Annotated in this window: 24 protein-coding genes; 15 read left to right on the top strand and 9 right to left on the bottom strand. The window is 61.3% G+C overall.

The window, feature by feature from the left end; genetic code table 11:
• Positions 1 to 353: 353 nt before the first annotated feature.
• The 5 genes from H8S34_RS12050 to H8S34_RS12030 all read left to right on the top strand — a co-directional run bounded on the left by H8S34_RS12050 (position 354) and on the right by H8S34_RS12030 (position 6,248).
• Positions 354 to 1,220: an AraC family transcriptional regulator gene (locus tag H8S34_RS12050; RefSeq protein ID WP_101691333.1), complete on the top strand. Its 867-nt coding sequence runs from the start codon at positions 354 to 356 to the stop codon at positions 1,218 to 1,220.
• Between the two features lie 159 nt (positions 1,221 to 1,379).
• Positions 1,380 to 2,678, top strand: a complete 1,299-nt coding sequence (locus H8S34_RS12045; protein WP_436277853.1) for a galactokinase — start codon at positions 1,380 to 1,382, stop codon at positions 2,676 to 2,678.
• Between the two features lie 33 nt (positions 2,679 to 2,711).
• Positions 2,712 to 3,704: a UDP-glucose 4-epimerase GalE gene (gene galE / locus H8S34_RS12040; RefSeq protein ID WP_186964103.1), complete on the top strand. Its 993-nt coding sequence runs from the start codon at positions 2,712 to 2,714 to the stop codon at positions 3,702 to 3,704.
• A 3-nt stretch (positions 3,705 to 3,707) separates the two neighbouring features.
• On the top strand, positions 3,708 to 5,204 hold the full coding sequence (galT, locus tag H8S34_RS12035; protein WP_186964102.1) for a UDP-glucose--hexose-1-phosphate uridylyltransferase: 1,497 nt from the start codon (positions 3,708 to 3,710) through the stop codon (positions 5,202 to 5,204).
• Positions 5,205 to 5,207: 3 nt separating this feature from the next.
• The gene (locus H8S34_RS12030) at positions 5,208 to 6,248 is read left to right on the top strand and encodes an aldose epimerase family protein (protein WP_186964101.1); all 1,041 of its coding nucleotides are present in this window, start codon (positions 5,208 to 5,210) and stop codon (positions 6,246 to 6,248) included.
• 114 nt (positions 6,249 to 6,362) lie between these two features.
• On the opposite strand, the gene H8S34_RS12025 is transcribed toward H8S34_RS12030, so the two are convergent.
• The 9 genes from H8S34_RS12025 to H8S34_RS11985 all read right to left on the bottom strand — a co-directional run bounded on the left by H8S34_RS12025 (position 6,363) and on the right by H8S34_RS11985 (position 14,091).
• The gene (locus H8S34_RS12025; protein WP_101691329.1) at positions 6,363 to 7,418 is read right to left on the bottom strand and encodes a PTS sugar transporter subunit IIC; all 1,056 of its coding nucleotides are present in this window, start codon (positions 7,416 to 7,418) and stop codon (positions 6,363 to 6,365) included.
• Between the two features lie 324 nt (positions 7,419 to 7,742).
• Entirely contained in the window at positions 7,743 to 8,600 is an 858-nt protein-coding gene (locus H8S34_RS12020; protein WP_101691328.1) for a DNA-binding domain-containing protein, read from the bottom strand.
• The gene (locus H8S34_RS12015) at positions 8,581 to 9,879 is read right to left on the bottom strand and encodes a sensor histidine kinase (protein ID WP_186964100.1); all 1,299 of its coding nucleotides are present in this window, start codon (positions 9,877 to 9,879) and stop codon (positions 8,581 to 8,583) included. Before H8S34_RS12015 ends, H8S34_RS12020 begins: the two co-directional genes overlap by 20 nt.
• A gap of 205 nt (positions 9,880 to 10,084) precedes the next feature.
• Entirely contained in the window at positions 10,085 to 10,798 is a 714-nt protein-coding gene (locus H8S34_RS12010) for a GntR family transcriptional regulator (RefSeq protein ID WP_186964099.1), read from the bottom strand.
• 31 nt (positions 10,799 to 10,829) lie between these two features.
• The gene (locus H8S34_RS12005; protein WP_186964098.1) at positions 10,830 to 11,981 is read right to left on the bottom strand and encodes an NAD(P)/FAD-dependent oxidoreductase; all 1,152 of its coding nucleotides are present in this window, start codon (positions 11,979 to 11,981) and stop codon (positions 10,830 to 10,832) included.
• Positions 11,971 to 12,249 carry a (2Fe-2S)-binding protein gene (locus H8S34_RS12000; protein ID WP_101691324.1) on the bottom strand — a complete coding sequence of 93 codons (279 nt, stop codon included), beginning with the start codon at positions 12,247 to 12,249 and terminating at the stop codon, positions 11,971 to 11,973. Before H8S34_RS12000 ends, H8S34_RS12005 begins: the two co-directional genes overlap by 11 nt.
• Positions 12,250 to 12,690 carry a 4Fe-4S binding protein gene (locus H8S34_RS11995; RefSeq protein WP_186964097.1) on the bottom strand — a complete coding sequence of 147 codons (441 nt, stop codon included), beginning with the start codon at positions 12,688 to 12,690 and terminating at the stop codon, positions 12,250 to 12,252.
• Entirely contained in the window at positions 12,683 to 13,777 is a 1,095-nt protein-coding gene (locus H8S34_RS11990) for an NAD(P)/FAD-dependent oxidoreductase (protein WP_186964096.1), read from the bottom strand. The genes H8S34_RS11995 and H8S34_RS11990 overlap by 8 nt, the downstream gene beginning before the upstream one ends.
• Positions 13,774 to 14,091, bottom strand: a complete 318-nt coding sequence (locus H8S34_RS11985) for a (2Fe-2S)-binding protein (protein ID WP_186964095.1) — start codon at positions 14,089 to 14,091, stop codon at positions 13,774 to 13,776. Before H8S34_RS11985 ends, H8S34_RS11990 begins: the two co-directional genes overlap by 4 nt.
• 279 nt (positions 14,092 to 14,370) lie before the next feature.
• On the opposite strand from H8S34_RS11985, the gene H8S34_RS11980 reads away from it, so the two are divergent.
• From H8S34_RS11980 to H8S34_RS11935, 10 genes are all read left to right on the top strand, one after another.
• The gene (locus tag H8S34_RS11980) at positions 14,371 to 14,739 is read left to right on the top strand and encodes a RidA family protein (RefSeq protein WP_101691581.1); all 369 of its coding nucleotides are present in this window, start codon (positions 14,371 to 14,373) and stop codon (positions 14,737 to 14,739) included.
• A 171-nt stretch (positions 14,740 to 14,910) separates the two neighbouring features.
• The gene (locus H8S34_RS11975) at positions 14,911 to 15,891 is read left to right on the top strand and encodes a Gfo/Idh/MocA family protein (protein WP_366485923.1); all 981 of its coding nucleotides are present in this window, start codon (positions 14,911 to 14,913) and stop codon (positions 15,889 to 15,891) included.
• Between the two features lie 48 nt (positions 15,892 to 15,939).
• Entirely contained in the window at positions 15,940 to 16,953 is a 1,014-nt protein-coding gene (locus H8S34_RS11970; RefSeq protein ID WP_101691322.1) for a LacI family DNA-binding transcriptional regulator, read from the top strand.
• A gap of 171 nt (positions 16,954 to 17,124) precedes the next feature.
• A complete protein-coding gene (locus H8S34_RS11965) occupies positions 17,125 to 17,922 on the top strand; it encodes a class I fructose-bisphosphate aldolase (protein ID WP_101691321.1) in 798 nt (265 codons plus the stop codon).
• A 91-nt stretch (positions 17,923 to 18,013) separates the two neighbouring features.
• Positions 18,014 to 19,477, top strand: coding sequence for an FGGY-family carbohydrate kinase (locus H8S34_RS11960; protein ID WP_101691320.1), 1,464 nt, complete (start codon positions 18,014 to 18,016; stop codon positions 19,475 to 19,477).
• Between the two features lie 20 nt (positions 19,478 to 19,497).
• Positions 19,498 to 20,157 carry a flavodoxin family protein gene (locus H8S34_RS11955; RefSeq protein ID WP_101691319.1) on the top strand — a complete coding sequence of 220 codons (660 nt, stop codon included), beginning with the start codon at positions 19,498 to 19,500 and terminating at the stop codon, positions 20,155 to 20,157.
• 14 nt (positions 20,158 to 20,171) lie between these two features.
• Positions 20,172 to 21,197: a zinc-dependent alcohol dehydrogenase gene (locus H8S34_RS11950; RefSeq protein WP_101691318.1), complete on the top strand. Its 1,026-nt coding sequence runs from the start codon at positions 20,172 to 20,174 to the stop codon at positions 21,195 to 21,197.
• A 17-nt stretch (positions 21,198 to 21,214) separates the two neighbouring features.
• On the top strand, positions 21,215 to 22,222 hold the full coding sequence (locus tag H8S34_RS11945; protein WP_180956706.1) for a zinc-dependent alcohol dehydrogenase: 1,008 nt from the start codon (positions 21,215 to 21,217) through the stop codon (positions 22,220 to 22,222).
• Complete coding sequence (locus H8S34_RS11940; protein ID WP_186964094.1) at positions 22,219 to 23,253, top strand: zinc-dependent alcohol dehydrogenase; 1,035 nt, start codon at positions 22,219 to 22,221, stop codon at positions 23,251 to 23,253. The genes H8S34_RS11945 and H8S34_RS11940 overlap by 4 nt, the downstream gene beginning before the upstream one ends.
• Before the next feature lie 85 nt (positions 23,254 to 23,338).
• On the top strand, positions 23,339 to 24,313 hold the full coding sequence (locus tag H8S34_RS11935) for a methenyltetrahydromethanopterin cyclohydrolase (RefSeq protein WP_186964093.1): 975 nt from the start codon (positions 23,339 to 23,341) through the stop codon (positions 24,311 to 24,313).

The following is a 24,313-nucleotide window of genomic DNA, read 5'->3' as shown; positions in this document are numbered from 1 at the left end:
CACGGCATGCACGTAAAAAAACATGTTTACAGGAGCAGTTCATGAAAAAAAGAGGAGGATGTTTCAGCGGGCTTAAGTGCCTGGAAAGATTTTAAATGTTGAATTTTGTCAAAATGGTGCCGTGATATACTATTTTTGATAAGATATACAGGATTATAAATGGTTTTTTCGTGCTCAATCCATAAATGGACGTGGACGGGCCAAATGTTCAAAAGGGAAAAGAGGGGTTTCCATCCCACACCTGTATGGATTTTTTCGCATGGGATAGCCGGGGTGGGGAGCGCAGTTGCCGGATACGCTTCTTTCCGCTATACTATTAGTCGCAATCCACAGTTAGAAGGGGAGAGCAGACCATGTTACAGGATGATTTTTACAAGCGCTATGGACTTGCACCGCAGGTCCGATCCCTCTCCGTGGCGAGCACCGGGCATCAGCACTGCATCCCGGGATACCAGTGGGGGCCGGGTGTGCTGGATCACTATTGCCTCTATCACATTTTATCAGGGCATGGGAATCTGCTTCTGGGAGAGCGCCACTTCCTTCTGGAGGCGGGAGACAGTTTTCTGGTCTATCCCGATACAACCGTGCAGTTTTATGCGGAACAGGCTAAGCCCTGGGAATATGTATGGGTCGGCTTTTCCGGAAGCGACGCACGGGAACTGGTCGAACAGACCGATTTCCGGCCGGATTATCCGATTTTACTCAATGTTTCTTCCAAATCGCTGGGGCGGATGCTGCTGGAACTGCACCGGGAGGAGCGTGGGAGTCTGGCGTGCCAGGTGGCATCCACAGGCCGCCTGTACCTTATTTTTGCGCTCCTCAGTGAAAAAGCGCAGCAGTCCAGACGTACGCCGCCGCCCCGGACCGATTGTGCCCGGATGGCGGCCAGATACATTATGAACAACTATGAACAGCCCATCACCGTGGAGGGACTGGCGGAGCTTTTCTCGGTCAGTCCCAGCAGCCTGTACCGGAGTTTTACCACCCATTTTCAGGTGTCACCCAAGCGATTTTTGATGGAGTACCGTATCCAGAAGGCGTGTGCGATGCTGGTAAACAGCAGCTTTTCCGTACGGGAGATTTCCCATTCCGTCGGGTTCCACGACGCGCTGTATTTTTCCAGAGCCTTCAAACAAGTGATGGGGCTTTCTCCCCAGGCCTACGCAAAACGCTACCGTACCGCAGAGCCGGCGGACCGCCAGAAGGGAAATGCTGATTGAAAAATCCATCTGAGATGCGAAAAGCCCATTTTATCAGAGCGGATCTTGCAGTATAATAGGCGTGAATCAGCGATCTCTGCCTGTTCCGCGGGTGAGGAAGCAGAGATCCGGGAGAGAGAGGGGAGCGCCTGCCCCCTCAATTTAAGGAAATGGGTGAGAATGATGAGAGAATTTTCCGCACTGTGCCAGGCGCTGGAATCGGGAGCGCTGGATGACACACTGCGCACACTGTCCTGCTTGGGTGCAGAGATCCCGTCTGCGGCCAGAAGCAGGGTAGCCCGGGTGGCCAAGGGATTTCAGGAAACCTTTGGACGGGAGGAGCATACGCCGGTGGCGGTCCTCTCCGCGCCGGGGCGGACCGAGATCGGTGGCAATCATACCGACCACCAGCGGGGCCGGGTACTGGCGGCGGCGGTCAATCTGGATTTCCTGGCCTGCGCCGCCCCCAACGGCACCCAGGTCATCCGCTTCCAGTCGGAGGGGTGGCCCATGGTGGAGGTGGATCTGAACACCCTGGAGCCCCAGGAGGAAGAGCGGGAGACCACGGCCTCTCTGGTGCGGGGAATGGCGGCCCGGATCGCCCAGCTGGGCTACACACCGGCTGGCTTTGATGCCTATGCCATTTCCGACGTGCTGCCCGGGTCGGGACTGTCCTCCTCGGCGGCCTGCGAGGTGCTGCTGGGCAACATCCTCAACACCCTTTTCTGCAAAAACGAGCTCTCTCCGGTGAGCATTGCCCAGATGGGTCAGTATGCCGAGAACCAGTTCTTCGGCAAGCCCAGCGGGCTGATGGACCAGATGGCCTCCTCGGTGGGCGGCGCGGTGGCCATTGACTTTGCCGACCCCGCTGCGCCGGTGATCGAGCCGCTGGCCGTGGATCTGGAGCAGCAGGGCTATGCCCTGTGCATCGTGGATTCGGGCGCCGACCACGCCGACCTCACGGCGGAGTATGCCGCCATTCCGGAGGAGATGAAGGCAGTAGCGGCCTTCTTTGGCAAGTCTGTGCTGCGGGAGGTGCCGGAGGAGGACTTCTGGCGGGCATTCCCCGAGGTGCGCAAGGCAGCGGGCGATCGGGCCGTGCTGCGCGCCATGCATTTCTATGCCGATGACCGCCGGGTGGCCCAGGAGGCTGAGGCACTGGCCGCCGGGAAGTTTGACGCCTTCCTGGCTCTGGTAAAGGAGTCGGGCCGCTCTTCCTGGACCCATCTTCAGAACATCGCCCCGGCCGGTGCAGTGCGAGAGCAGGCTATGGCCGTGGCCCTGGCCGCGGCCGAGCGGGCCCTGGACGGGACGGGGGCCTTCCGGGTCCACGGCGGCGGATTTGCCGGGACCATCCAGGCCTTTGTGCCCCGGGAGCGGCTGGATGCCTTCCGGACACAGATGGAGGAGATCCTGGGAGCGGGATGCTGCCACATCCTGTCCATCCGTCCGGTGGGCGGCGCGGTGATTTGGCAGTAAGCAGGGCATGGAATCAAAAAGGAGGAATTTTGAATGGCTATTTTGGTACTGGGCGGAGCGGGATACATCGGCTCCCATACCGTATATGAGTTGATTGATGCGGGCCGGGATGTGGTGGTGGCCGATAACCTCCAGACCGGTTTCCGTGCCGCGGTCCATCCGAAAGCCCGTTTTTATGAGCTGGACATCCGGGACCGGGCGGCGCTGGACGCCCTGTTTGAGAAAGAGAACATTGAGGGTGTGATCCACTTTGCGGCCTCATCCCAGGTGGGAGAGTCCATGAGCGATCCTCTGAAATACTATGACAACAACCTGCATGGGACCATGGTGCTCCTCGCCTCCATGGTGGCGCACGGGGTGGATAAGATCGTCTTCTCCTCCACTGCCGCCACCTATGGAGAGCCCGAGCGGGTGCCCATCCTGGAGTCCGACCGGACCGAGCCCACCAACTGCTACGGAGAGACCAAGCTCTCCATGGAGCGGATGATGGGCTGGGTCTCCCGGGCCCACGGCCTGCGGTATGTGGCCCTGCGCTACTTCAACGCCTGCGGCGCTCACCGCTCCGGCGCCATCGGAGAGGCCCATGACCCGGAGACCCATCTGATCCCCCTGATCCTCCAGGTGCCCAATGGACAGCGGCCCTGCATCAAGGTCTTCGGCGAGGACTATCCCACCCCCGATGGGACCTGCATCCGGGACTATATCCATGTCTCCGATCTGGCCCAGGCCCACATTCTGGCGCTGGACTACCTGATCCGGGGCGGCGAGAACAACGTGTTCAATCTGGGCAACGGCGTGGGCTTCTCCGTGCGGGAGGTCATTGAGTGTGCCCGGAAGGTGACGGGGCATCCCATTCCCGCCGAGATGGCGCCCCGCCGTTCCGGCGATCCCGCCCAGCTCATCGCCTCCTCTAAAAAGGCCATGGAGGTCCTGGGCTGGAAGCCGGAGCAGAACGATCTGGAGACCATCATCGCCTCGGCCTGGAACTGGCACAAGAGCCATCCCAACGGATTCGGGGAGGGCTGAGCCATGGAGGTGAACGAGGCCATTCAGGCCCTGGTGGATTACGCCGCGCGCACCGGCCTCATTGAGGAAGAGGAGCGGGTCTGGGCGGTGAATTCCCTGCTGGAGGGACTGAAGCTGGACAGCTGGACTGCGCCCCAGGCCCCGGTCCCGGAGTGGCCGCTGGCGGAGATTCTGGAGGTGCTGCTGGACGACGCCCATGCCAGGGGAGTGCTGGAAGAGAACTCGGTGGTCTACCGGGATCTCTTTGACACCATGCTCATGGGACGGCTCACGCCCCGGCCCGGCCAGGTGGTGGAGCGCTTCCGCACCCTGCGGGCGGAGAGCCCCCAGGCGGCCACGGACTGGTACTATACCTTCAGCCAGGATACCAACTACATCCGGCGGGACCGCATCGCCCGGGATATGCAGTGGAAGGTGCAGACCGAATACGGTGCGCTGGACATCACCATCAACCTCTCCAAGCCGGAGAAGGACCCCCGGGCCATCGCGGCAGCCCGGGAGCTACCCGCCTCGGACTATCCCCGGTGCCTTCTGTGCCGGGAGAACGAGGGGTATGCGGGCCGGGTCAACCATCCGGCCCGGCAGAACCACCGGGTGGTGCCAGTCACCATCAACGACTCCCCCTGGTATTTGCAGTACTCCCCCTATGTCTACTATCCGGAGCACTGCATCGTATTCAACGGCGCGCATGTCCCCATGAAGATCGACCGGGCCTGCTTTGCCAAGCTGCTGGACTTTGTGGGACAGTTCCCCCACTACTTTGTGGGCTCCAATGCAGACCTTCCCATCGTGGGCGGCTCCATCCTGGCCCACGACCACTTCCAGGGCGGGCACTATGCCTTCCCCATGGAGAAGGCCCCGGTGGACCGGGAGGTGGAGTTCCCCGGATTCCCCGACGTCAAGGCTGGGATCGTCCGCTGGCCCATGTCGGTACTGCGCATCACCTCCGCCCGGCCGGAGCGTCTGGTGGAGCTGGCCGACCGGATCCTCACCTCCTGGCGAGGGTATACCGATGAGGCGGCCTTTGTCTTTGCCGAGACCGAGGGAGAGCCCCACAATACCATCACGCCCATCGCCCGGCGCAGAGGGCAGGCCTATGAGCTGGACCTGGTCCTGCGCAACAACATCACCACGCCGGAGCACCCGCTGGGGGTCTACCATCCCCATGCGGAGCTGCACCACATCAAAAAGGAGAACATCGGCCTGATCGAAGTGATGGGGCTGGCCGTGCTGCCCGCCCGGCTGAAGGCTGAGCTGGCGGCGGTGGCCGACCACCTGGTACAGGGGACCAGCCTGCGGGAGGACCCCCTCACCGCCTCCCATGCGGAGTGGGCCGAGGGATTCCGGCATAAATACGCCTCCTTTACGGCGGAAAACGCCCTGGGGCTGGTGGAACAGGAGACCGGACTGGTCTTTGCCCGGGTGCTGGAGCACGCGGGGGTCTACAAGCGCTCTCCCGAGGGACAGGAGGCCTTCCTCCGCTTTATAAGGCAGGTGTAATACATGACACAGTGGATTTCCGCCCCCTTTGGTGTGACGGCCGCCGGAGAGGCGGTCACGTGCTGGACGGGGCGCTGCGGGGACTATACCGTACAGGTGCTGACCTACGGGGCGGCCCTTCGGTCCTTCTGGGTGCCCGCTCCCGAGGGAAGCCGGGACATCCTGCTTGGCTTTGACACGCTGGGAGACTATGAGGCACAGGACAAGTATATGGGGGCGACCGTGGGACGTGTAGCCAACCGGATCGGAGGGGCCTCCTTTGTTCTGGAGGGCCACACCTATCCACTGGCGGCCAACAATGGCCCCAACTGCCTCCATGGAGGGATGCGGGGGTTTGACCGGGCGGTGTGGACGGCCCGGCTGGAGGGGGAGGAGCTCCTCCTCACCCACCACAGCCCCGATGGAGATGAGGGATTTCCGGGGGGCTTGGAGGTGGAAGTGCGCTATGGCCTGGACGAGGCGGGCGCGCTCTCCATCACCTATCAGGCCCGAAGTGACCGGGATACCCTGTGCAGCCTGACCAACCACAGCTATTTCAATCTGGCCGGACACGGAGCGGGAACATTGGAAGGACAGTCCATCTGCGTTCATGCCGATGCCATCACGGTCACCGATGGGGACAGCACCCCCACCGGGGAGCGGCTGGCGGTGGACGGAACCCCCTTCGACCTGCGGGAGAGTGTCCCATTCCTGGAGGGGCTGGCAAAGGACCATCCGCAATTGGAGCTGGGGAGAGGATATGACCACAATTTTGTACTTCATGACCTTCCGGCTGGTCCGCTGCGTACCGCGGCGGAGGTGACGGGACATGGGCTGCATCTGACTTGCCGGACCACACAGCCAGGCCTCCAGCTCTATACGGCGAACTATCTCTCCGGTGAGCGTGGAAAAGAGGGGGCCGTCTACGGCCCGCGCAGCGCCTTCTGCCTGGAAGCGCAGGGCTGGCCGGACGCCATCCATCACCCGGATTTTCCGAGTATCGTCCTCCATCGGGGAGAGACCTACCGACAGTGTACGGTCTATCAGGTGGAGAAAAGCAGATAACCGAAGAAAAGCGGAGCGTGTATCGTTGGGATACACGCTCCGCTTTTTATATGGGAAAACGAGCTGAGCCCTGTGCCGCACCGGCACAGGGCTCAAGAGAGGGGAAGGAGGACGTTAGGCGGGGATATCCTCCATCAGAGAGATGATAGAGCTTTCGGGGGCGTCCGTTTTGGGAGCCTCTTTTTTAAAACGCTTGAACACGATGCTGCCCAGGAAGCCGGCCAGAGAGCCGCCCAGCGCGGCCAGGACCAGCGCCAGCACCACGGTCTGAGGATCGTTGAAGGCAAAGGGAGCCAGAAGGCCGGGGATGGGGGAGGCGGTGCCGGGGGCGTTGTTCACGATGCCCAGCATGGCGGCTGCGATACCGGCCAGTCCGCCGCCGAAGAAGTTGGATCCGTAGATGGGAATGGGATTGCGGGTGATGATGGGAGCCTGAGTCAGGGGCTCCAGCATGACGGCAATGATGTTGCTCCGGTCACCCAGGTGGAGACGGGCAAAGATCAGACCGTTGGTGAACGAGCCGCCGAAGCAGGCGATGGCCGCAATGCCCATGGGAAGACCGGTGAGGCCCAGCATGGCGGTGAGGGCCATGGAGCTGAGGGGAGAAGTGCAGATCATCTTGATGATGCCGCCCAGCAGGAAGCCCATCAGGAGGGGAGACTGCTCGGTGGCAGCAGTGATCATAGTGCCAATGTAACCCATGGCGCTGTTCACGACAGGGTCGGCAGCAAAGGCGACCAGGCGGGCAATGGGAGCCAGCATCAGGGCGCCCAGGATCACATCCAGACCCGCGGGGAGATACTTTTCAATCAGGGGAGAGAGGAAACCGACCAGATAGCCGGCCACAAAGCCGGGCAGGATACCATATCCGCCCACGGCCACGCCGGCGACAACGGCGAAAATGGGATTGGCACCCATGCCGATCGGAACCAGGATGGCAGCGGCTACACCGCCCATGCTGCCGGACATGCTGCCGACTTCGCCGAGAAAATCAATGCCGATCAGATTACCGGAAATATATTTGTGGATGGCCTCCACCAGGAAGGTAGCCACGGCCGCGTTGGCCAGACCGGACATCGCCTGAGAACCCTTGGGCGCCTTCATGCTGAACAGAGAAAAACCGGCCAGTGTCAGCAGGAGCAGGCCCATACCGAGAAGAATCGTTGTCATAGACGCTCGCACCTCCGTCGTCTGTTTGGGTGGTAACTTCTTGTTGTACTCAGTTTATAGAAGAGTTTCATAAAACAACAGGAAGTAACAGAAAGAAAACTATAAAATATGACGGTAGATGGAACTTTGTAAGAGTTATCAAAAAGTGATGGGGGGTGTTTTGTGCAAATGGCAGATAAAATAATCTGGATTAGAAGAAAAAAGGGAAAAATGAGCAGAAAATCAAGTCATATAATGAGAAAGAATTAAAAAAGATGGGAAATAGAGCATGAAAAAGTAACAAAAAAATACGCCTTCCGGCAGCGGGCCGAAAGGCGTAAAGGATCAGCGACCAGCACACAGGGCAGCCAGTGCATAGAGAAATTTTTTGACCGAGACACGTCCGTGGACGGTGGTCTTTCCGCGGATACAGTCCATTTCCCGGCGTACCTGCTCAAAGTGGTAGAGCGTGCCGGCGTACTCCGTAAAGGTATCGTTGGAATAGTCCTCAATCCCCAGGTTGGCCAGATTTACCATGCCGGCCATGGCAGCCCGGCGGATGCGTTGCTCCATGGCCTTGGGGGAATCGCTGAACCGGTCACAGAGCTGCGCCACGGTCAGCTGCTCCTGCTGCCCCTGGGAGGAGAGGAGATACCCGACGACCTGAGAGATGTCCCGGCAGGCGGGATCGCCGCTGATGCCAATGCGATGGAGCACGGCATTGAGCGCGGATTGCTGCCGCTCGCTGTTGTCGGGAGGCGGCGTTGGGGCGGAAGAGATCCCGGCGGGGGCGCCGCCCTGGAGAAGAGAGCGCATTTGGTCCATGGTGCGGTCCATGGTCAGGAGTTTTCCCACCTTGCGCAGGACGCTGACCACCTCGATGCTGTTGACCGGCTTGGAGAGAAAGAAGTCCACGCCGGCCGAATAGGCCTCTGCCACCATATCCTTGGAGGTAACCTGGGAGAGCATGACAAAGCGCAGGTCCGGATAGCGGCTGCGGGCCTGACGGACAAACTCGATGCCGTCCATTCCGGGCATGAGAAGATCCACCAGAACGATATCCGGACGCATATAGCGCAGGTCTTCCAGCGCATCCAGACCGCTGGCCGCGCTGCCGATCACGCTGCCGGAGTCGCTGTCTTCAATGATCATACGCAGGATATTGAGCGTGGCGGAATCGTCATCAATCAGATAGAACAGCATGCTGTGTTCCCTCCAGTTCCCGCATGGGTATGCGGATGGTAAACAGGGTGCCTCCGTTCTGGGACGAGACCTGAATGGTTCCGTGGAGTTCCTCCTCCACCAGGTCCTTGACGATGGTGAGGCCAAGCCCTCGGTTGATCTCCCCTGTGGTATAGTTGATTTTGCTGGAAAAGCCCGGGGTAAAAATCTGCGCCATGCGCTGAGGCGGGATGCCGCCGCAGTCATCCTCTACGGTAAAGAGGAAATCGTCCCCCTCCCGCCGCTGGGTCAGCGTGAGATGGGCGGTATGGCCGGTCCCCGCGGCCTCCAGTGCATTGTTGAGCAGATTGCGGAAAATAGACATGAGATAGTGGTGCTGTGTGGTGTAGAAATTGTCGGAGAGAGAAGTGGTGCACACCACTTCTTTGCCGCAGGCCTGGGCGGTGCGCTCCACACTGTGAGTCAGAATGGAGAACAATTCCTCCAGTTCCATGCCGGGGATCGTGGAGGCGTGCTCCAGCGCCTCGGAGATGCCGCGCATGATGAGGAAATATTCCTTCTTCACCTCGTGAATGTCCTTGGCGATGGTGAGGGCCGTCCCGGCGGTCTCCTCATCCGCGCCGCCGGCGCGGAGCTGACTGTACAGACGATAGGCGGCGTTCATGGTATTCTCGATAAGGGCCGTTCCCTTGTCCATCCAGGCTACCTCACTTTTGAGGGTAGCCGTCATGAGCAAAAGACGCTGGTAGCGCTCAGCATCATCCCGGCGCAACACCTGAAAGCCGTAGTTGTCCAAAGTACGGATGATCAGGAAGGCGAAGAGCGAACGGCCGATTCCCACGGCCAGCAGCTGAAGCAGCAGGGACGGGGAAAAGACGCCCCACCCCAGACGGATGAGCAGCTCCACAAAATTGGCACATACGTCGATCCCCACCAGCGGGAGGCAGAGCTTGGCGCGGAAGGGATGGAAGGAACAGCGTCTGGCATACAGATCAAAGAGCAGGCCGTAGGTGAGATAGAAAAAGATTTCGGGTGCGTGGGCCGGAATACATCCCTGGAGAGAAAACGTGGTCACTCCCTGGATCAGGCAGCGCAGCAGAAAGACACCGGGCGCAGCCAGCGCGGCGGTGGGGAAGAGGGGGATATCCGGCGTCAAAAAGAGAAGGACCGGCAGGAGAATGACGGCCACGGAGATATTGAATTCCTGCGTAAAGAGGTTGATGGAGATCTGGGAGGCCAGAGCCACCAAAAGTGCGCTGGCTACCCAGGGGCGGCGGATCAGCTTGGAAGTATGCTCCATAATATGACACCTGCCACAAATTCAAACTGATTTGATTGGATGAAGTATACAAAAGAAGTGGGCGCACAACCGGACAATTAAGTTATATCTTTCATGATACCGCACTTTTATGGATTTGTACACTGGGGAATTCCCCTCTTTATGGCAGCGGGTCAATAAAAGGAGAACGGCGGTCTGCGGCGAATGCCGCGGACCGCCGCAGAAATCAAGGGCGCAGGACCATGGTAAGGTCCACATGTTCCGGGTGGAAAAAGATATCGCAGAAGGCAACCGGAACATCGGACAGATCGTAAAAGACCTCCTGCCAATTGAATAAGGCGGTGCCGGAGGGAAGCTGGAGGGCCCTACAGGCGTCCTCCTCACAGCGGCACCCCAGGTGGGTGGCATAGTAGGCAAAATCCCGGCCGCAGTAGGTGCGGATCCAGGGAAAGAGAGAATCGTCTGTGGAGAGGGGCTCCGGCTGGCGCTGGAGCATCTCCTCCGGGATGGAGGTGCGGCAGAAGAGCATGGGACGCTCCCCCACGGAGTAGAGCCAATCCAGCTCATAGACCGTGGTACAGGGGACCGGAAAACGGCGGCGCATCACCTCGCGGCAGGGGACATAGCCGCTGCGCAGGGTCTGGCAGACCACCGGACCATCTCCCGTGTCCAGAAGTTTGGAAAAATCGGAGGTCAGATCCATGCGATAACGGAGCTGGGAGACCGAGGGGTGGGCAAAATTTCCCTTCCCGTGCCGGCGGGTCAGATAGCCCTCCTGCAGCAGGGCCTGGGTGGCCTCCCGCACGGTGGAGCGGCTGACCCCCAGCTTGCGGGTCAATTCTTCCTCCGGCTCCAGCTGATTTTCGCCGGCTTTCATACTGTGGATCTGATCCAGCAGATAGGCATAGGTGTGGGACCAGAGGCGTTGGGATTTGGGCATAGGGTTCCTCCTTGGAATAGGGGCGGAGCGGTTACAGCGGACGTATAGCGGCGGTGTACTGGTCCAGATCCCAGGCGCAGGTGTCCCGGGTGACCAGTTCCGCGACCGTCTCGCCCACGACGGCGGAGACCACCGCCGAGCTCTTGAACCCGGCGGCCAGGATCAGGCCGGGCACAGGAGCCTTTCCGAAGATGGGCTCATTGTTGGGCGTGTAGGGGGAGGCGGTGACCCAGCCCCGCAGGATGGAGACCGGCTCCAGGGCGGGAAAGAAGTGCAGGACCTTTTCCCGGATGTTCCGGCAGTGTTCCATCGAGGTACAGTCCTGACCGGCCTCGTCCACCGCGGTATGGGGCTTGGTGGTCTCGGCCAGAAGGATGTTGCCGTAATGGCTCTGTCCAATGCAGAGAGAGGTGACCGCCTTCTCCGGGTTGTGGGCCTCCGCAAAGAAGGCGGCGGAGGAGTAATAGGTCTTGAGGAAGGGCTGGATGGCCTCGGTCACGAAGGCCTCGGCCTTGACGGAGTAGACCGGGACATCCAGTCCGGCGGTGGCGCAGAGGGGGCGGGTGCCCGCGCCGGAGGTCACGATCACATGCTCGGCCCGTACCGTGGTGCCGTCCGCCAGCATGACGCCGGTACAGACGCCGCCCTCCACCAAAAGGGAGGAGACGGTGGAAAACTCCCGGACCTCCAGGCCATATCTGCGGCCCTGGCGTACAAGGGCATATTGATAGTGGAAGGGATAGACGCGCCCCTGCTCAAAATAGCTGGCCGCCAGCACGGTGCCGGGCGCCAGGTTGGGCTCGGCCTCCTGAAGGGCGTCGCCCTCCAGCCAGTACACATCCAGCCCGGCCTCTTTCTTTTCCTGGAAGAGCCGCTCCAGCTCGGGGAGATGCTCCTCGGACTCCGCGCCGATGAGAGAGGGGTAGGACTGGTATCCGATGTCACAGCCCAGCTCCTCGGTCATGGTCTTCATGCGGGCGAAACCAGCCAGGGTGAGCTCATAGCTCTGCCCCATGGAGGCGTCCTGGACCTGGACGTTGCCGAAATTGGCACCCGAGGCCCCCCGGCTGATCTCCTTCTCCTCCAGCAGGAGGGTGGGGACGCCGGCCTTGGCGAGAAAATAGGAGCAGGCGCAGCCAAAGTAGCCGCCGCCGATCACAATGGCACCATATTTATTCCGCATCGTCGTCCCTCCCTAATGTATCCACCCCGCAGGGAACCGTGGGGAAACGGGGCTTGTCGGCCTGAATGGTCTCCGGAGTCTGGATGCCCTGACTCATGAGGATCTGCTGGATGAGGCGGCCGCAGGTGCGGCCCTGGCAGGCTCCCATGCCGGCCCGGGTGGCCCGCTTGATGCTGGCCACCGTGTGGCAGCCGTCGGCGATGGCCTGGAGGACATCGGCCTTTGTGACCTCCTCACAGCGGCAGATGATGATATCGCGGTCTTCCATTCAGCGTTCCTCCCTTCTCAGCCGCCGGAGAAAGCGGACTTGATCCCGATACTCGGCGGGGATGACCAGTGTGACCAGCGCGGTGCGGTTGAAGACGGGGCGCTGGCCCACCGACTGTACCACAGCGGGACAGACCTCGTTGCCCAGCCGGTCCACCGCCACTACCTCCTGCCCCGGAACGGGGAGGGGGCGGTACTCATAGGGGAAGGTAATGGAGGCCTTGCCGTCGCCCAGGTCGGGGACCTGGAAGAAGATGGCCTGTCCGGGACAGGCGGCCACGCAGAGCTTGCAGCCCACGCACTTCTCGGGATCGAATTCCGGGCGGCTGTTGAGGGTGGACTTGACGATGGCCCCGGTCTTGCAGACCGTGGTGCAGGGGTTGCAGGGGATCTCCTGGCAGCACTCCAGGAGGGCAAAGCCCCGGGACGGCTGATTAGACATGACAGGCGCCTCCTTTTTCCATGATGCGCTCCTTACAGGCCAGGCGGCGGGCGGCGTGGGCTCCGCTGCGGAGGGAGCGCAGGCTCTCCTGGAGCTCCTCCATCCGCGCCTGGGCGTGGGGAGCGGTATAGCCCAGGGAGACGGCGGCGTGGATACCGGCCAGACGCCCCTCCTCCAGGGCGGTGTTGGCCTCTTCCACTCCGGCCAGGTCGCCGCAGACATAGACGTTGGGATCGGAGCTGCGCATCCAGGCGTCGTGGACCGGGAGGATGCCCCCCAGCGCCCCCTCATAGGTAGTGCGGCAGCGGAACATGGAGGCCAGCTCTGTGCGGGGATTGAGGCCCACAGCCAGCAGGATGGTATCCACGGGGATGGTCTGCTCAGTGCCGGGGATGGGGCGGAACTTCTCGTCCACCTGCGCGATGACGGCCTCCTCCACCCGGTCGGTGCCCCGGGCCTCCACTACAGTGTGGGAGGTATAGACCGGTACACCCGCCCGCTGGATCTTTCCGGCGTGGACCAGATAGCCGGTGATCTGGGGCGCGCCCTCCACCAGGGCACGGACCTCCGCCCCCGCCTGCATGAGCTGGTAGGAGACGATAAGTCCCACGTTGCCCGAGCCCACCATGAGGATGTTCTTGCCCACCAGGGTGCCGTGGACATTGCTGAAGGTCTGGGCCGCTCCCGCCGTCATAACGCCGGGGAGGGTCCAGCCGGGGAAGGCCAGGGCATTCTCCTTAGCGCCGGTGGCCAGGATGACCTTTTTGGCCTCCACCGCCTCCACCTTTCCCTGGTGGAGAATGGAGACGCAGCCGTTGTCCATCCGGCCCAGGGCGCGGGTGTCCAGCAGGGTCTCCACACCCAGGTCGTTGGCCTCCTGGAGCAGGATATCCGCGATCTGGAATCCCCGGGTGCCCGCATAGTGAGCCCCGGAGCCGAAAAACTTGTGGATCTGCTTATAGAGCTGACCGCCCGCCTTGGTGTTCTCGTCCACCAGCAGGACCTTGACCCCGCAGCGGGCGCCCTCGATGGCGGCCCCCAGACCGGCCGGTCCGGAGCCGATGACCAGAAGATCCGTCGTTCTCACAGGACACCCACCTTTCCGAGCCCGTGCTGGGTCTCTATGACCATGCCCTCCTCCAGCGGAGTGGTGCAGGAGCGGACATTGGGCTTTCCGTTAACCACCACAACGCAGTCGTTGCACTGGCCGATGCCGCAGAAGAGACTGCGGGGCTGGCCGGTTTTATGGGTATGCCGGAAGACCGAGATGCCGTTATCCAGCAGAGCCGCGGCGATGGGCTGGCCGGCCAGACCGGTGAGGGTGCGTCCGTCAAAGGAAAAGGTGGCCGGAGTCCGGCTGGGATAATCCACGATGGGGTGTTCCTCGATATGCTGAGACATGACCGTGTGACCTCCTTCGCATGTTAGCGTACAACTTGTACGTACAACTGAGGACATTATAAGACATACAGGGAAAAAGCGCAAGGGGAAAGCGAAGAAAAAGCGAAAAACTACACTCCGGCGTTTGAACTTCCTCTTGTATCGCGCCGTTTGCGGTGGTACACTAGAGGAAAGCCGGTTTCCGGACCACTCCCACAAGAGGAGCGATCCCTCTGCATGGATGCGGAGGAGAGGCGGTCCGCCGGTCTGGATCATCCATTTTCTAAGGAGGAATTTCCCATGAAGATCATTGTTACCGAGAAGGCGCCCGGCGCCATCGGCCCCTACTCTCAGGGCTATGAGACCAACGGTCTCGTCATCACCTCCGGCCAGCTGCCCGTGGACCCCGCCACCGGCGCCATGCCCGAGGGCATTGCCGCTCAGGCCGAGTGGAGCTGCAAGAACGTGGGCGCCATTCTGGAGGCCGGCGGCGTGGGCTTTGACAAGGTGATCAAGACCACCTGCTTCCTGGCTGACATGGCTGATTTTGCCGCCTTCAACGAGGTGTATGCCAAGTACTTTACCTCCAAGCCCGCCCGCAGCTGCGTGGCTGTGAAGGATCTGCCCAAGGGCGCTCTCTGCGAGATCGAGGCCATTGCCGAGAAGTAAGCAGAGGAATCATGGAATACTCTGCCATGCGGTGTGACGGTATTTGCGGTCACACCGCATTTTTTATGTACAAGACGGCCAAGGGCGCCTTGAAGTTTTCCGCGGGGAACGGGATGATGATTTACCGCCGCGCTGCCTTGTGGTATACTCAAAGAGATCAAAGCGGAAAGGATGAGGCAGATGCTGCGCGTGGGAATACTGGGAGCGGGAAAAATCGCCGGAATCATGGCAAGGACCCTGCGGGAGATGGAGAACGTCCAGGCCTGGGCGGTGGCCTCCCGGGAGAGGGAGCGGGCGGAGGAATTTGCCTGCACCTATGGAATCGAGCGGGCCTATGGTTCTTACGAGGAACTGGTGGAAGATCCGGCGGTGGATCTGATCTATGTGGCCACGCCCCACTCTCACCACGCGGAACACTGCCTGCTCTGCATCGAGCACGGAAAACCGGTGCTCTGTGAAAAGGCCTTCACCGCCAATGCGGCCCAGGCCCGACAGGTCCTGGCAAGGGCGGAGGAGCGGGGCGTCTTTCTCACTGAGGCCATCTGGACCCGCTATATGCCGTCCAGAAGGATGATCGACGATCTGATCGGTGAGGGCGCCCTGGGAGAGGTGGTCTCCCTCACCGCCAATCTGGGCTATCCCCTCACCCATGTGGAGCGGATCATGGAGCCCGCTCTGGCCGGAGGGGCCCTGCTGGACATTGGGATCTATCCGCTGAATTTCGCCAGTATGGTGCTGGGAGATGAGGTGGAGGATGTCACCTCTGCCTGTGTCAAGACCTCCACCGGGGTGGATGCCCAGAGTTCCATCGTACTGCGCTACCGGGATGGGAAGATGGCCACCCTGCATACCACTGTACTGGCGGCAACGGAGCAGTATGGCATCATCTATGGCACGAAAGGCTATCTGATCGCCCACAACATCAATAACATTGACCGCATCTCCCTCTTTGGGCCCGGCTGGTCGCTCCGGCGGGAGATCACGGTGCCCAAACAGATCACCGGATATGAGTATGAGGTGGAGGCCTGCCGCCGGGCCCTGGAGACGGGAGCGCTGGAGTGTCCCGAAATGCCTCACGCGCAGACCTTGCGCATGATGGAGCAGATGGACGCTTTGCGCCGGGACTGGGGCGTGCGTTACCCCTTCGAATGAGGCAAATTCCCGGAACGGGCAGGAACGGATCGAGCAGGAGGAACGAGTTTGAACATCAAGGAAATTGCAAAACTGACCGGCGTATCCGTCGCCACAGTATCCCGCAGCATCAACCAGCCGGAGAAGGTGTCGCCGGAGACCAGAGAGCGCATCCTGAAAGTAATCCGGCAGCTGGACTATGTTCCCAATCCATCGGCCCAGAGTCTCTCGACCGGCCAGACCAGGACGGTGGCCTGTGTGGTGCCCACACTGCGCAACGAGTTCTTTAACCAGCTGGTGGAGGGCTGCCAGAAGGTGCTGTTACAGGCCAACTATAAACTGCTGATCTACTCCCAGAGCAGTATGCCGGGCCAGGAGCGGCCGGATAACCGGAGCGTGGACGGCATGGTGATCTATGTCTCCGACTTCTCCGGCAGTGAAGAGGTAAGAGAGTACCTGCAAAATGTCAAGGTGCCCTATGTACTGATCGGAAATCCGGAGCAGATGGGGCTGGACGGACCGGTCACCTCGGTCTATATGGAGGACTACGAGGGGGTGCAGATGGCGCTGCGCTACCTCTATGCCGAGGGGAACCGGATCTTTGGCGTTCTGGCCGCCACCGAGGACACCTTCATTGGGCGGAGGAGAGCGCAGGCGGTACGGGACTTCTTTGAGGAATATCCGGACTGCTTGTGCCGGATGCAGTTCGTGTCCTACGGTGACCAGCTGCGGCAGTCTGTGGAGTGTACCCGGCGGCTGCTGGAGCAGGGGGAGCGCCCCACCGCCATGATCACCTTCAACGATATGATGGCGGTGGGAGCACTGAGATGTCTCCACAGCGGCGGCATCCGGGTGCCGGAGGAGATGGAGCTGATCGGCTTTGACGATATCCCGCTGGCCAGCTATTTTACACCGGCCCTCTCCACCGTAGCGGTGCCCAACCGGCGGCTGGGGGAAAAGGCGGCTGAGCTGCTGCTGCGGAGACTCTCCACCGGGCATGAGATGGCCCAGTGCGTGCTCTATCCGGTGGAACTGCGGCTGCGGGAGAGTACAAAAAATCTCGTGAACAGCGGCGACCTGTAAAACAGGTCGCCGCTGTTTTTGTGCATAACGCATAGAACTGGCCGGAAGATTTAAAACAGGTTTACCAATCTTACAAAAAGGTCTGGATTTTTCCATGGGAATGTGCTACTATACATACAACGGATGTAACCGTTTACAGAAACCGATTACAGTATAGGAGGAGAAATCCATATGGGGACCATCAAGAGAATGAATCATATTTTCCGGGAAGACGGCAACGCCATCATCACAGCCTTTGACCACGGTGTCAATTCCGGCCCCATGCGTGGAATCGAGCATCTGGATCAGGCCCTCAAGACCGTGATCGATGCCGGTACCGACGCGGTGATCCTCAACATCGGTATGGCCCGGAAATATGAGGCTCTGCTGGGCCGCACCGGCCTGATCGTCCGGGCGGACTTCCCCTGTACCGACTATGCCAGAGGGGCACACGACAGCATCCTGTGCGTGGCGGTGGAAGAGGCGGTCAAAGTGGGCGCCGACGCCGTTCTCTTCAACGGCGGTCCCGATATCTCCGGCGAGGACATCGAGCTGGAGCGCACCATGATCCGCATCATCAGCACCCTGCGCCGGGAGTGTGAGCAGTACGGTATGCCGCTGCTGGCCGAGATGGTGCCCGGCGGCTTCAACCCGCCCCAGGAGTATATCAATATTGACAGCCTGAAGCTGGCGGCCCGCGTGGCGGCGGAGGCCGGCGCTGACTTCCTGAAGATGCCCTACCGGCCCGGCTATGAGGAGGTCGTGCAGGGATGCGAGGGGCTGCCCATCGTGGTGCTGGGCGGCGCCAAGACCAATTCGCAGGAGCAGTTCTTTGCCAATATCGACGACGCCATGAAGTGCGGCGCCCACGGCGTGGCCATCGGCCGGAATATCTGGGGCCACGAGCATCCCGACCGGGTGATCAAGCTTCTCAAGGGCCTGATCCATGAGGGGGAGAATCTGGAGACCGCCATGGCGCATCTTGGATAAAACCGTGATATGAGACCAGGGGGGAGCGGTTTTACCGCTTCCCCCTGCTGTATCTGTTTGGCGGTGTTCGAAGGAAAAGAGAGGTGTCCGAATGACACAGACCTATTTGCTCGGCATTGATATTGGTACCAGCAGCATCAAAACGGTGCTGATGGACGGTACCGGGAGACGCCGGGCCCAGCATACCCATTGTTATGAGACCATCCAAAGCCAACCGGGCTATGTGGAACAAGACCCGGACGGTGCGTGGTGGACCGGGACCCGGGCGGGAATCGCCGCCTGTCTGGAACAGTCGGGGATTCACCCCTCTGAGATTGCCGGCATCTGTGCCAGCGGCATGGTGCCCAACCTCTGTCCTCTGGATCGGGAGGGGAGACCGGTGCGGCCGGCCATCCTGTACCGGGACAACCGGGCCATTGAGGAGGCCGCCTGGCTCCAGGAACATCTGGGATGGGAGAGCAATTTGCAGGACGTCACTCCCAAGCTGCTCTGGATCAAGCGCCATGAACCCGAGGCCTATGGGCGGATCGAGATGGTGCTCAACGCCCACTCCTATATCGCCTTCCGACTGACCGGCGTATACAGTGCCGACCACGATATTGCGGCCATCTTCGGCGGGGTATATGAGGAGAAGCGCCATGTCTGGCTGCCGGAGCGTATGCGGGAAGCGGGACTGGACCCCAAGGTACTGCCCCCCCTCTGCTGGCCCATGGATGTGGTGGGTACCGTCACACAACAGGCCGCCGAGGAGACCGGGCTGGTACCGGGCATCCCGGTGGTGGCGGGAACGGGAGATTCCTACACCATCCTGGTGGGCACCGGTACTGTGGATGCGGGCGAAGGCCTCATTTACCTGGGGACCGCGGGCACCTTTCTGGGCCTGGAGCGGTCTCTGGACGACCAGGTGGGAAGCTGCCCCTTCATCACCGGCGGTGCGCGCTTTCTGGGGAATGTGCTCACGGGTGGGGAGATCACCCGGTGGTTCCGGGACTCCGTGCTGCTGCGTGAGGTGAGCTATCAGACCCTGGAAGAGGCCGCCAACACTGTGGCCCCGGGGGCAGACGGGCTGTTCGCCCTGCCCCATCTGCTGGGCGAGCGCACGCCCCAGGCAAACCCCCTGGCCAAGGGAGTGCTCTTCGGCCTGACCAACGCCCATACGGCGGGACATATGTACCGTGCCCTCCTGGAGGGTGTGGCCTATGCCCTGCGGGACTCCTATGAGAGCAGCGCCCTGCCACTGAGCCGCCTGGTCATCAGCGGGGGAGGGAGCAACTGCCTGCTCTGGCGGCAGATCATTGCCGATGTACTCAACCAGGAGCTGACCTACCTGCCCCAGGGAGACAATGCCATGGGCACCGCCTATCTGGCGGGGCGCGGGCTGGGACTCTTTGACAGCTTCCGCATCGTGCGGGACCGCTGGCTGGGGGATGGGGAGCGCATCGTACCCAACCCGGCGGAGGTGGAGCGCTATGACCGGAGATTTGCCTATTATCAGTCCCTCAACGCCCTGTGCCGGCCGGCTTTTGAGGAACTGGCCCGGCTTGATTTGAGATAAGGAAGAGGGAGGCGCGCACAATGAAGATTGCCGCATTTGTCAGCAGTTCCAGCCATCACGGCAATACCGCCACAGCGGTACAGAAGTTTCTCGAGGGCGCCCGGGCGGCCGGCGCGGAGACCGAGATCTACTATCTCCACGACTATGATATGAAGCCCTGCCGGGGATGCCGTGCCTGTGAGAAGACCGGGACATGCGTCATCAAGGGGGACGATATTCCGCTGCTTCACGAGGCCATCCGCTCGGCAGACGCCTATGTGCTGGCTACCCCCACTTTCTATGGAGATATTACGGGGGCATTCAAGGTCTTTGTGGACCGGTGCTATCCCTTTGTGGACATCTGGAAGGATGAGGAGACCCAGCAGATGCGCTTTGGCAGCCGCAACAAAGAGCGGCGGCCCGGGGTGCTCATCGCCGTGAGCGGAAGCCACGGAGACATGGTGTTCGACAGCCATATGAAGGTGGGATATTTCTGCCTCAATGACCTGAACAGCTATCCCTGGCGGGAATTCTGTATCCCCTTTACCACCTGGAAGCCGGTGGCCGAGATGGAGGATGTGGTGGAAAAACTCTACCAGGGCGGGCAGGATCTGGTCCGCCACATGGAGAGCGGGGAAGGGGAGGACCTGGCGCGTACCGGCGCCTACTTCGCCCGCTATCGTGAACTGAAATACAACTGAGGAGGAGCATAGAGATGAAAAAGGCAGTCATTACCGCAAAAGAGACCGTGGAGCTTCAGGAATTTCCCATGCCGGAGATCCGGGAGGATCAGGTACTGGTCAAGGTAAAGGCCTGTGGTCTGTGCACCTTTGAGCAGCGCTACTTTACGGGCGGCAAGGAGCAGTATCCCTTTAACGGCGGCCATGAGGTCTGCGGCGTGGTCGAGCAGGTGGGCAGCCGCGTGGCTTCCGGCATCCAGCCCGGCGATAAGGTGGTGGTAGCCGCCATCACCCGCTGCGGCGAGTGCTACTACTGCCAGAGAGGCATGGACAATATGTGCGCCAACGGCGGTGACAACCCCGAGCCCGATACCCTGTGGGGCCCCGGTGGACTGAGCGAGTACATGGTGGCTGAGGGCTATCAGGTCTACAAGGTCAGCGATGAGATCGACTTCTCCGTGGGCACCCTGGCTGAGCCTCTGGCCTGTGTGCTGCGCAGCGTGCAGAAGGCCCATGTGACCTACGGCGATACCGTGGTCATCACCGGAGCCGGGATCATGGGCCTGCTCCATGTGAAGGTGGCCAAGCTGAGCGGGCTGAAGGTCATCATCACCGAGGTGGACGAGGCGCGGAAGGCCACAGCCCTGCGCCTGGGCGCCGACCGTGTGGTGGATCCCACCAAGGAGGATCTGCTGGCGGTGGTCCGGGAGATGACCGACGGCCGGGGCGTAGAGGCGGTCTTTTATACCGCCGGCGGCGCCAAGGCGGCCGAACAGGGCATCAATGCGCTGGCCAAGGGCGGCACCATCGTGTTCTACGGCGCGATCTACCCCAAGGGAACCATGAGCATTGACCCCAACAAGATTCACTATGATGAGATCAACTTTACCGGTCTGGTCTCCACCACCAAGGAGAGCTTCCGGGAGTCGGCCCGGATGCTGTCGGAGGGCCTCATCGATGTGCGGGAATTCATCAGCGAAGAGGTGCCCCTGGAGAAGATCGACTATGCCTTCCGCCGGGCGGTTTCGCCGGATACCTACCGCGTCATTGTACGGCTTTGATGGGAAAGGAGACACTTATGCGCGCACTGCTGAGAAACAGCGATACCCCGCGGGATTTTGCCATGGGTGAGGTGCCCGAGCCGGTCACCCCGCCCGGTATGGTCAAGATCAAGGTGGCCTATGCCGGCATTTGCGGCAGTGATCTCCACATTTACCTGGGGCAAGAGAGCGGCCTGCCCCAGGGGATCCACGGGCATGAGTTTTCCGGCACCATCGCCGAGCTGGGCGAGGGCGTGAGCGGTTTTACAGTGGGACAGCGGGTGACGGCTGAACACACCGCCTCCACCTGCGGACGCTGCGCCTACTGTAAGACCGGGCGCTATCAGCTCTGCAGCCAGCGCCACTCCATCGGCTTTGATATTCCGGGGGCCTTTGCCGAGTATGTGCTGGTGGACCCCCAGTACATCCATCCCCTGCCCCAGGGGGTGAGCCTGAAGGCGGGCGCCCTGACCGAACCGCTGGCCTGCATCATCCACGCCGTGGAGCTGGTGGAAGTCAAGCCCGGCATGCCGGTGCTGGTGGTGGGACCCGGCCCCATGGGCTTTCTGGCTGCCCTGACCCTGCGGGCCTATGGCTGCCAGGTGGAGCTGCTGGGTACCCAGGTGGACCGGGAGCGGCTGGAGCGGGCCGACGCGGCCGGGATCTCCGTGCTGGAAGAGCTGCGGCCCGGGGCGTCTTATCCCCTGACGGTAGACTGCTCCGGGGCCCAGGGCGGCATCCGCAGTGCCATGAGCGCGCTGAAAAAGGGCGGCACCCTGCTCCAGGTGGGCATCGCCACCCGAGAGGTGACACTGCCCTATGACCAGGTGGTCTATCGGGAATGGAAGATCCAGGGAACCTTCTGCCACACCTGGAAGGACTGGCACCAGGCCCTGCGCCTGGAGGAGACCGGGCGGCTGGACCTGAGCCCGGTGGTGACCGGCGAGGTGGAGCTGGAAGACTGGCAGTCCGCCTTTGAGGACCTTCTGGACAAAAAGGGCATGAAAACGCTCTTCCGCATCGGAGGAGAGGAGGCAGCACAATGAAAATGAGACAGATCCAGTTCGACGGTGTGGGAGAGCTGCGCCAGGTGGAACGGGAGATCCCGCCCCTCAAGGACACGCAGGTCCTGGTAAAAGTGGAGGCCTGCGGGCTGTGCACCTGGGAGCGCTATATCTATGCGGGGACCGAGAGCATGCCCTTCCCCTTTGTGGGAGGACATGAGATCGCCGCCCGGGTGGTGGAGACAGGGGCCGCGGTCTCCTCAGAGATCCGGGTGGGCATGCCGGTGTCGGTGGCGAAATGGGTCCGCTGCAATCAGTGTGAGCTCTGCCGCCGGGGCTATGACAACCACTGTCTGGGAAACGACAAGCCTTCGGACAAGGGCTATTCCGGTCCGGGTGGCTTCTCGGACTATCTGGTGTGTGAGAGCTATGAGATCTTCCCCTTCCCGGAGGATGCCCCCATTCACTACGCGGCCTTGGCCGAGCCGGTGGCCTGTGTGACGAGAGCGGTCAACCGCCTGCGGAACGTGGCCGGGGATACCGTGGTGGTCGTCGGGGCTGGACTGATGGGCCTGCTCTTCCTCAAGCTGCTCAAGCTGCGCGGGTACAAGGTCATCGTGGTACAGCGCAGTGCGGCCCGGCGGGAGCGTGCAGCCAAGATGGGCGCCGATCTGGTGCTGGATCCCGGGGCGGAGTACTGGCCCGAGCGGGTACGCCGGGAGACCGGCGGTATGGGGGCGGCTTCCGTTGTCTACACGGCGGGCGGTTCCGCGGCGGTCAATGAGTGTCTGGACGCCGCCCGGATCGGCGGAGATGTCATGCTCTATGCGCCCACCCATGAGGAACGGCCGCCGGTGGATCTGGACCTGGTCCACTTCAAAGAGCTGGTGCTGACCGGCGCCATTCGACATGACAAGGAGAGCTTCCGACAGGCCGTGCGCCTGCTGGGCAGCGGACAGGTGGAATTTGGAGATCTGAATCTCCGCTTTGGCTCCATGGAGCATCTCCGGGAGGAGATGGAGCGGGCGGATACCGACCGGGAGATCCACCGCATTCTGCTCCGCTGGGAATAAGAAACAGAACCATAAAAACGGCGGGCGACCGCCGTTTTTATGGTATGGGAACCAAATGGATCACTTACAGAAAGGAGGAATCAGCGTGTGCTATTCACTCAATGAGCGGGCCTGCCGCATCATCGAGGAGAACATTCTGCCCCATCTGGACGCGCTGGGGGTACAAGTCCATGTACTGAAAAACGGAGCCACCGTGTTGGATATGGGGGTCTTTGCCAAGGGAGGCTGGATGGCGGCCAAGTATTTTACCCAGTCCAATCTGGGGGGATTAGGAGAGCTGACCTATGGGACCATGCAGGTGGGGAGCCATCGCCTTCCCACGACGAACATCTTCGTGGACCGGGCGGCCGTGGCCGAGCTGGCGGCCCATGATGCCTTTCTCTACATCGAATATCAGGGGGTCAAGCGCTCGGTCTCCGGGCCGCTGCGCTCCGTCACCGGAACGGATCACTTTGCCCAGGCGGTCTCCTACCGGGACCCGGCGCCCCGGAAGATCGTGGCCCATATCCAGATTGATGAGCTGCCCGATGAGGGGATGACCGAATTGATCGCCGGAGCCGTGGGACGGCATCCCAGAGATCTCTACCTGCTGGCCGCCCGGACGGGAACTCTGACCGGAGCGGCCCAGGTCTGCGCCCGCAATGTGGAGCAGAGCCTGCCCAGTCTGCTGGACCAGGGATTTCCCATCGACGCCATTGTACAGGCCTGCGGGAGCGCGCCCATCCCAGCGGTGGTGGACGATGAACAGCTGGCCTATGGGCGGGTAAACGACGGCCTGATCTACGGGCAGGAGACCAACCTCTATGTAGACTGTGCGGATGAGGAGATCACCCGGCTGGAGACCATCCTGCCCTTCAACAAGAATGGGGATGTCTACGGGATTCCCTTTGAGACTCTCTTTGCCCGCTGTGATTATCTCTGGCGCAATGTGCCCCGGGAGTGGGATGCGCCCTGCCGGGTCAATTTCTTTAATCTGCGTACCGGGCATTCATTTTCGTACGGTGCCCTGCACCATGGCGTGTTGGAACAGGCCTTTTTGGGATCGAATGGAGGAAAGTAA

It is taken from the genome of Pseudoflavonifractor hominis (genome assembly GCF_014288125.1).
GTDB lineage: Bacteria > Bacillota > Clostridia > Oscillospirales > Oscillospiraceae > Pseudoflavonifractor_A > Pseudoflavonifractor_A gallinarum.
This window is presented reverse-complemented; position numbering and strand designations above follow the sequence as displayed.

Coding starts and splice junctions, on each gene's coding strand:
- H8S34_RS11960 (WP_101691320.1), top strand. CDS start 18,014: ATGACACAGACCTATTTGCTCGGCATTGATATTGGTACCAGCAGCATC.
- H8S34_RS11940 (WP_186964094.1), top strand. CDS start 22,219: ATGAAAATGAGACAGATCCAGTTCGACGGTGTGGGAGAGCTGCGCCAG.
- H8S34_RS12020 (WP_101691328.1), bottom strand. CDS start 8,600: ATGCTGTTCTATCTGATTGATGACGATTCCGCCACGCTCAATATCCTG.
- H8S34_RS11950 (WP_101691318.1), top strand. CDS start 20,172: ATGAAAAAGGCAGTCATTACCGCAAAAGAGACCGTGGAGCTTCAGGAA.
- H8S34_RS11955 (WP_101691319.1), top strand. CDS start 19,498: ATGAAGATTGCCGCATTTGTCAGCAGTTCCAGCCATCACGGCAATACC.
- galT (WP_186964102.1), top strand. CDS start 3,708: ATGGAGGTGAACGAGGCCATTCAGGCCCTGGTGGATTACGCCGCGCGC.
- H8S34_RS12000 (WP_101691324.1), bottom strand. CDS start 12,249: ATGGAAGACCGCGATATCATCATCTGCCGCTGTGAGGAGGTCACAAAG.
- galE (WP_186964103.1), top strand. CDS start 2,712: ATGGCTATTTTGGTACTGGGCGGAGCGGGATACATCGGCTCCCATACC.
- H8S34_RS12045 (WP_436277853.1), top strand. CDS start 1,380: ATGATGAGAGAATTTTCCGCACTGTGCCAGGCGCTGGAATCGGGAGCG.
- H8S34_RS11995 (WP_186964097.1), bottom strand. CDS start 12,690: ATGTCTAATCAGCCGTCCCGGGGCTTTGCCCTCCTGGAGTGCTGCCAG.
- H8S34_RS11980 (WP_101691581.1), top strand. CDS start 14,371: ATGAAGATCATTGTTACCGAGAAGGCGCCCGGCGCCATCGGCCCCTAC.
- H8S34_RS11945 (WP_180956706.1), top strand. CDS start 21,215: ATGCGCGCACTGCTGAGAAACAGCGATACCCCGCGGGATTTTGCCATG.
- H8S34_RS12010 (WP_186964099.1), bottom strand. CDS start 10,798: ATGCCCAAATCCCAACGCCTCTGGTCCCACACCTATGCCTATCTGCTG.
- H8S34_RS12015 (WP_186964100.1), bottom strand. CDS start 9,879: ATGGAGCATACTTCCAAGCTGATCCGCCGCCCCTGGGTAGCCAGCGCA.
- H8S34_RS12050 (WP_101691333.1), top strand. CDS start 354: ATGTTACAGGATGATTTTTACAAGCGCTATGGACTTGCACCGCAGGTC.
- H8S34_RS12005 (WP_186964098.1), bottom strand. CDS start 11,981: ATGCGGAATAAATATGGTGCCATTGTGATCGGCGGCGGCTACTTTGGC.
- H8S34_RS11985 (WP_186964095.1), bottom strand. CDS start 14,091: ATGTCTCAGCATATCGAGGAACACCCCATCGTGGATTATCCCAGCCGG.
- H8S34_RS12030 (WP_186964101.1), top strand. CDS start 5,208: ATGACACAGTGGATTTCCGCCCCCTTTGGTGTGACGGCCGCCGGAGAG.
- H8S34_RS11975 (WP_366485923.1), top strand. CDS start 14,911: ATGAGGCAGATGCTGCGCGTGGGAATACTGGGAGCGGGAAAAATCGCC.
- H8S34_RS12025 (WP_101691329.1), bottom strand. CDS start 7,418: ATGACAACGATTCTTCTCGGTATGGGCCTGCTCCTGCTGACACTGGCC.
- H8S34_RS11965 (WP_101691321.1), top strand. CDS start 17,125: ATGGGGACCATCAAGAGAATGAATCATATTTTCCGGGAAGACGGCAAC.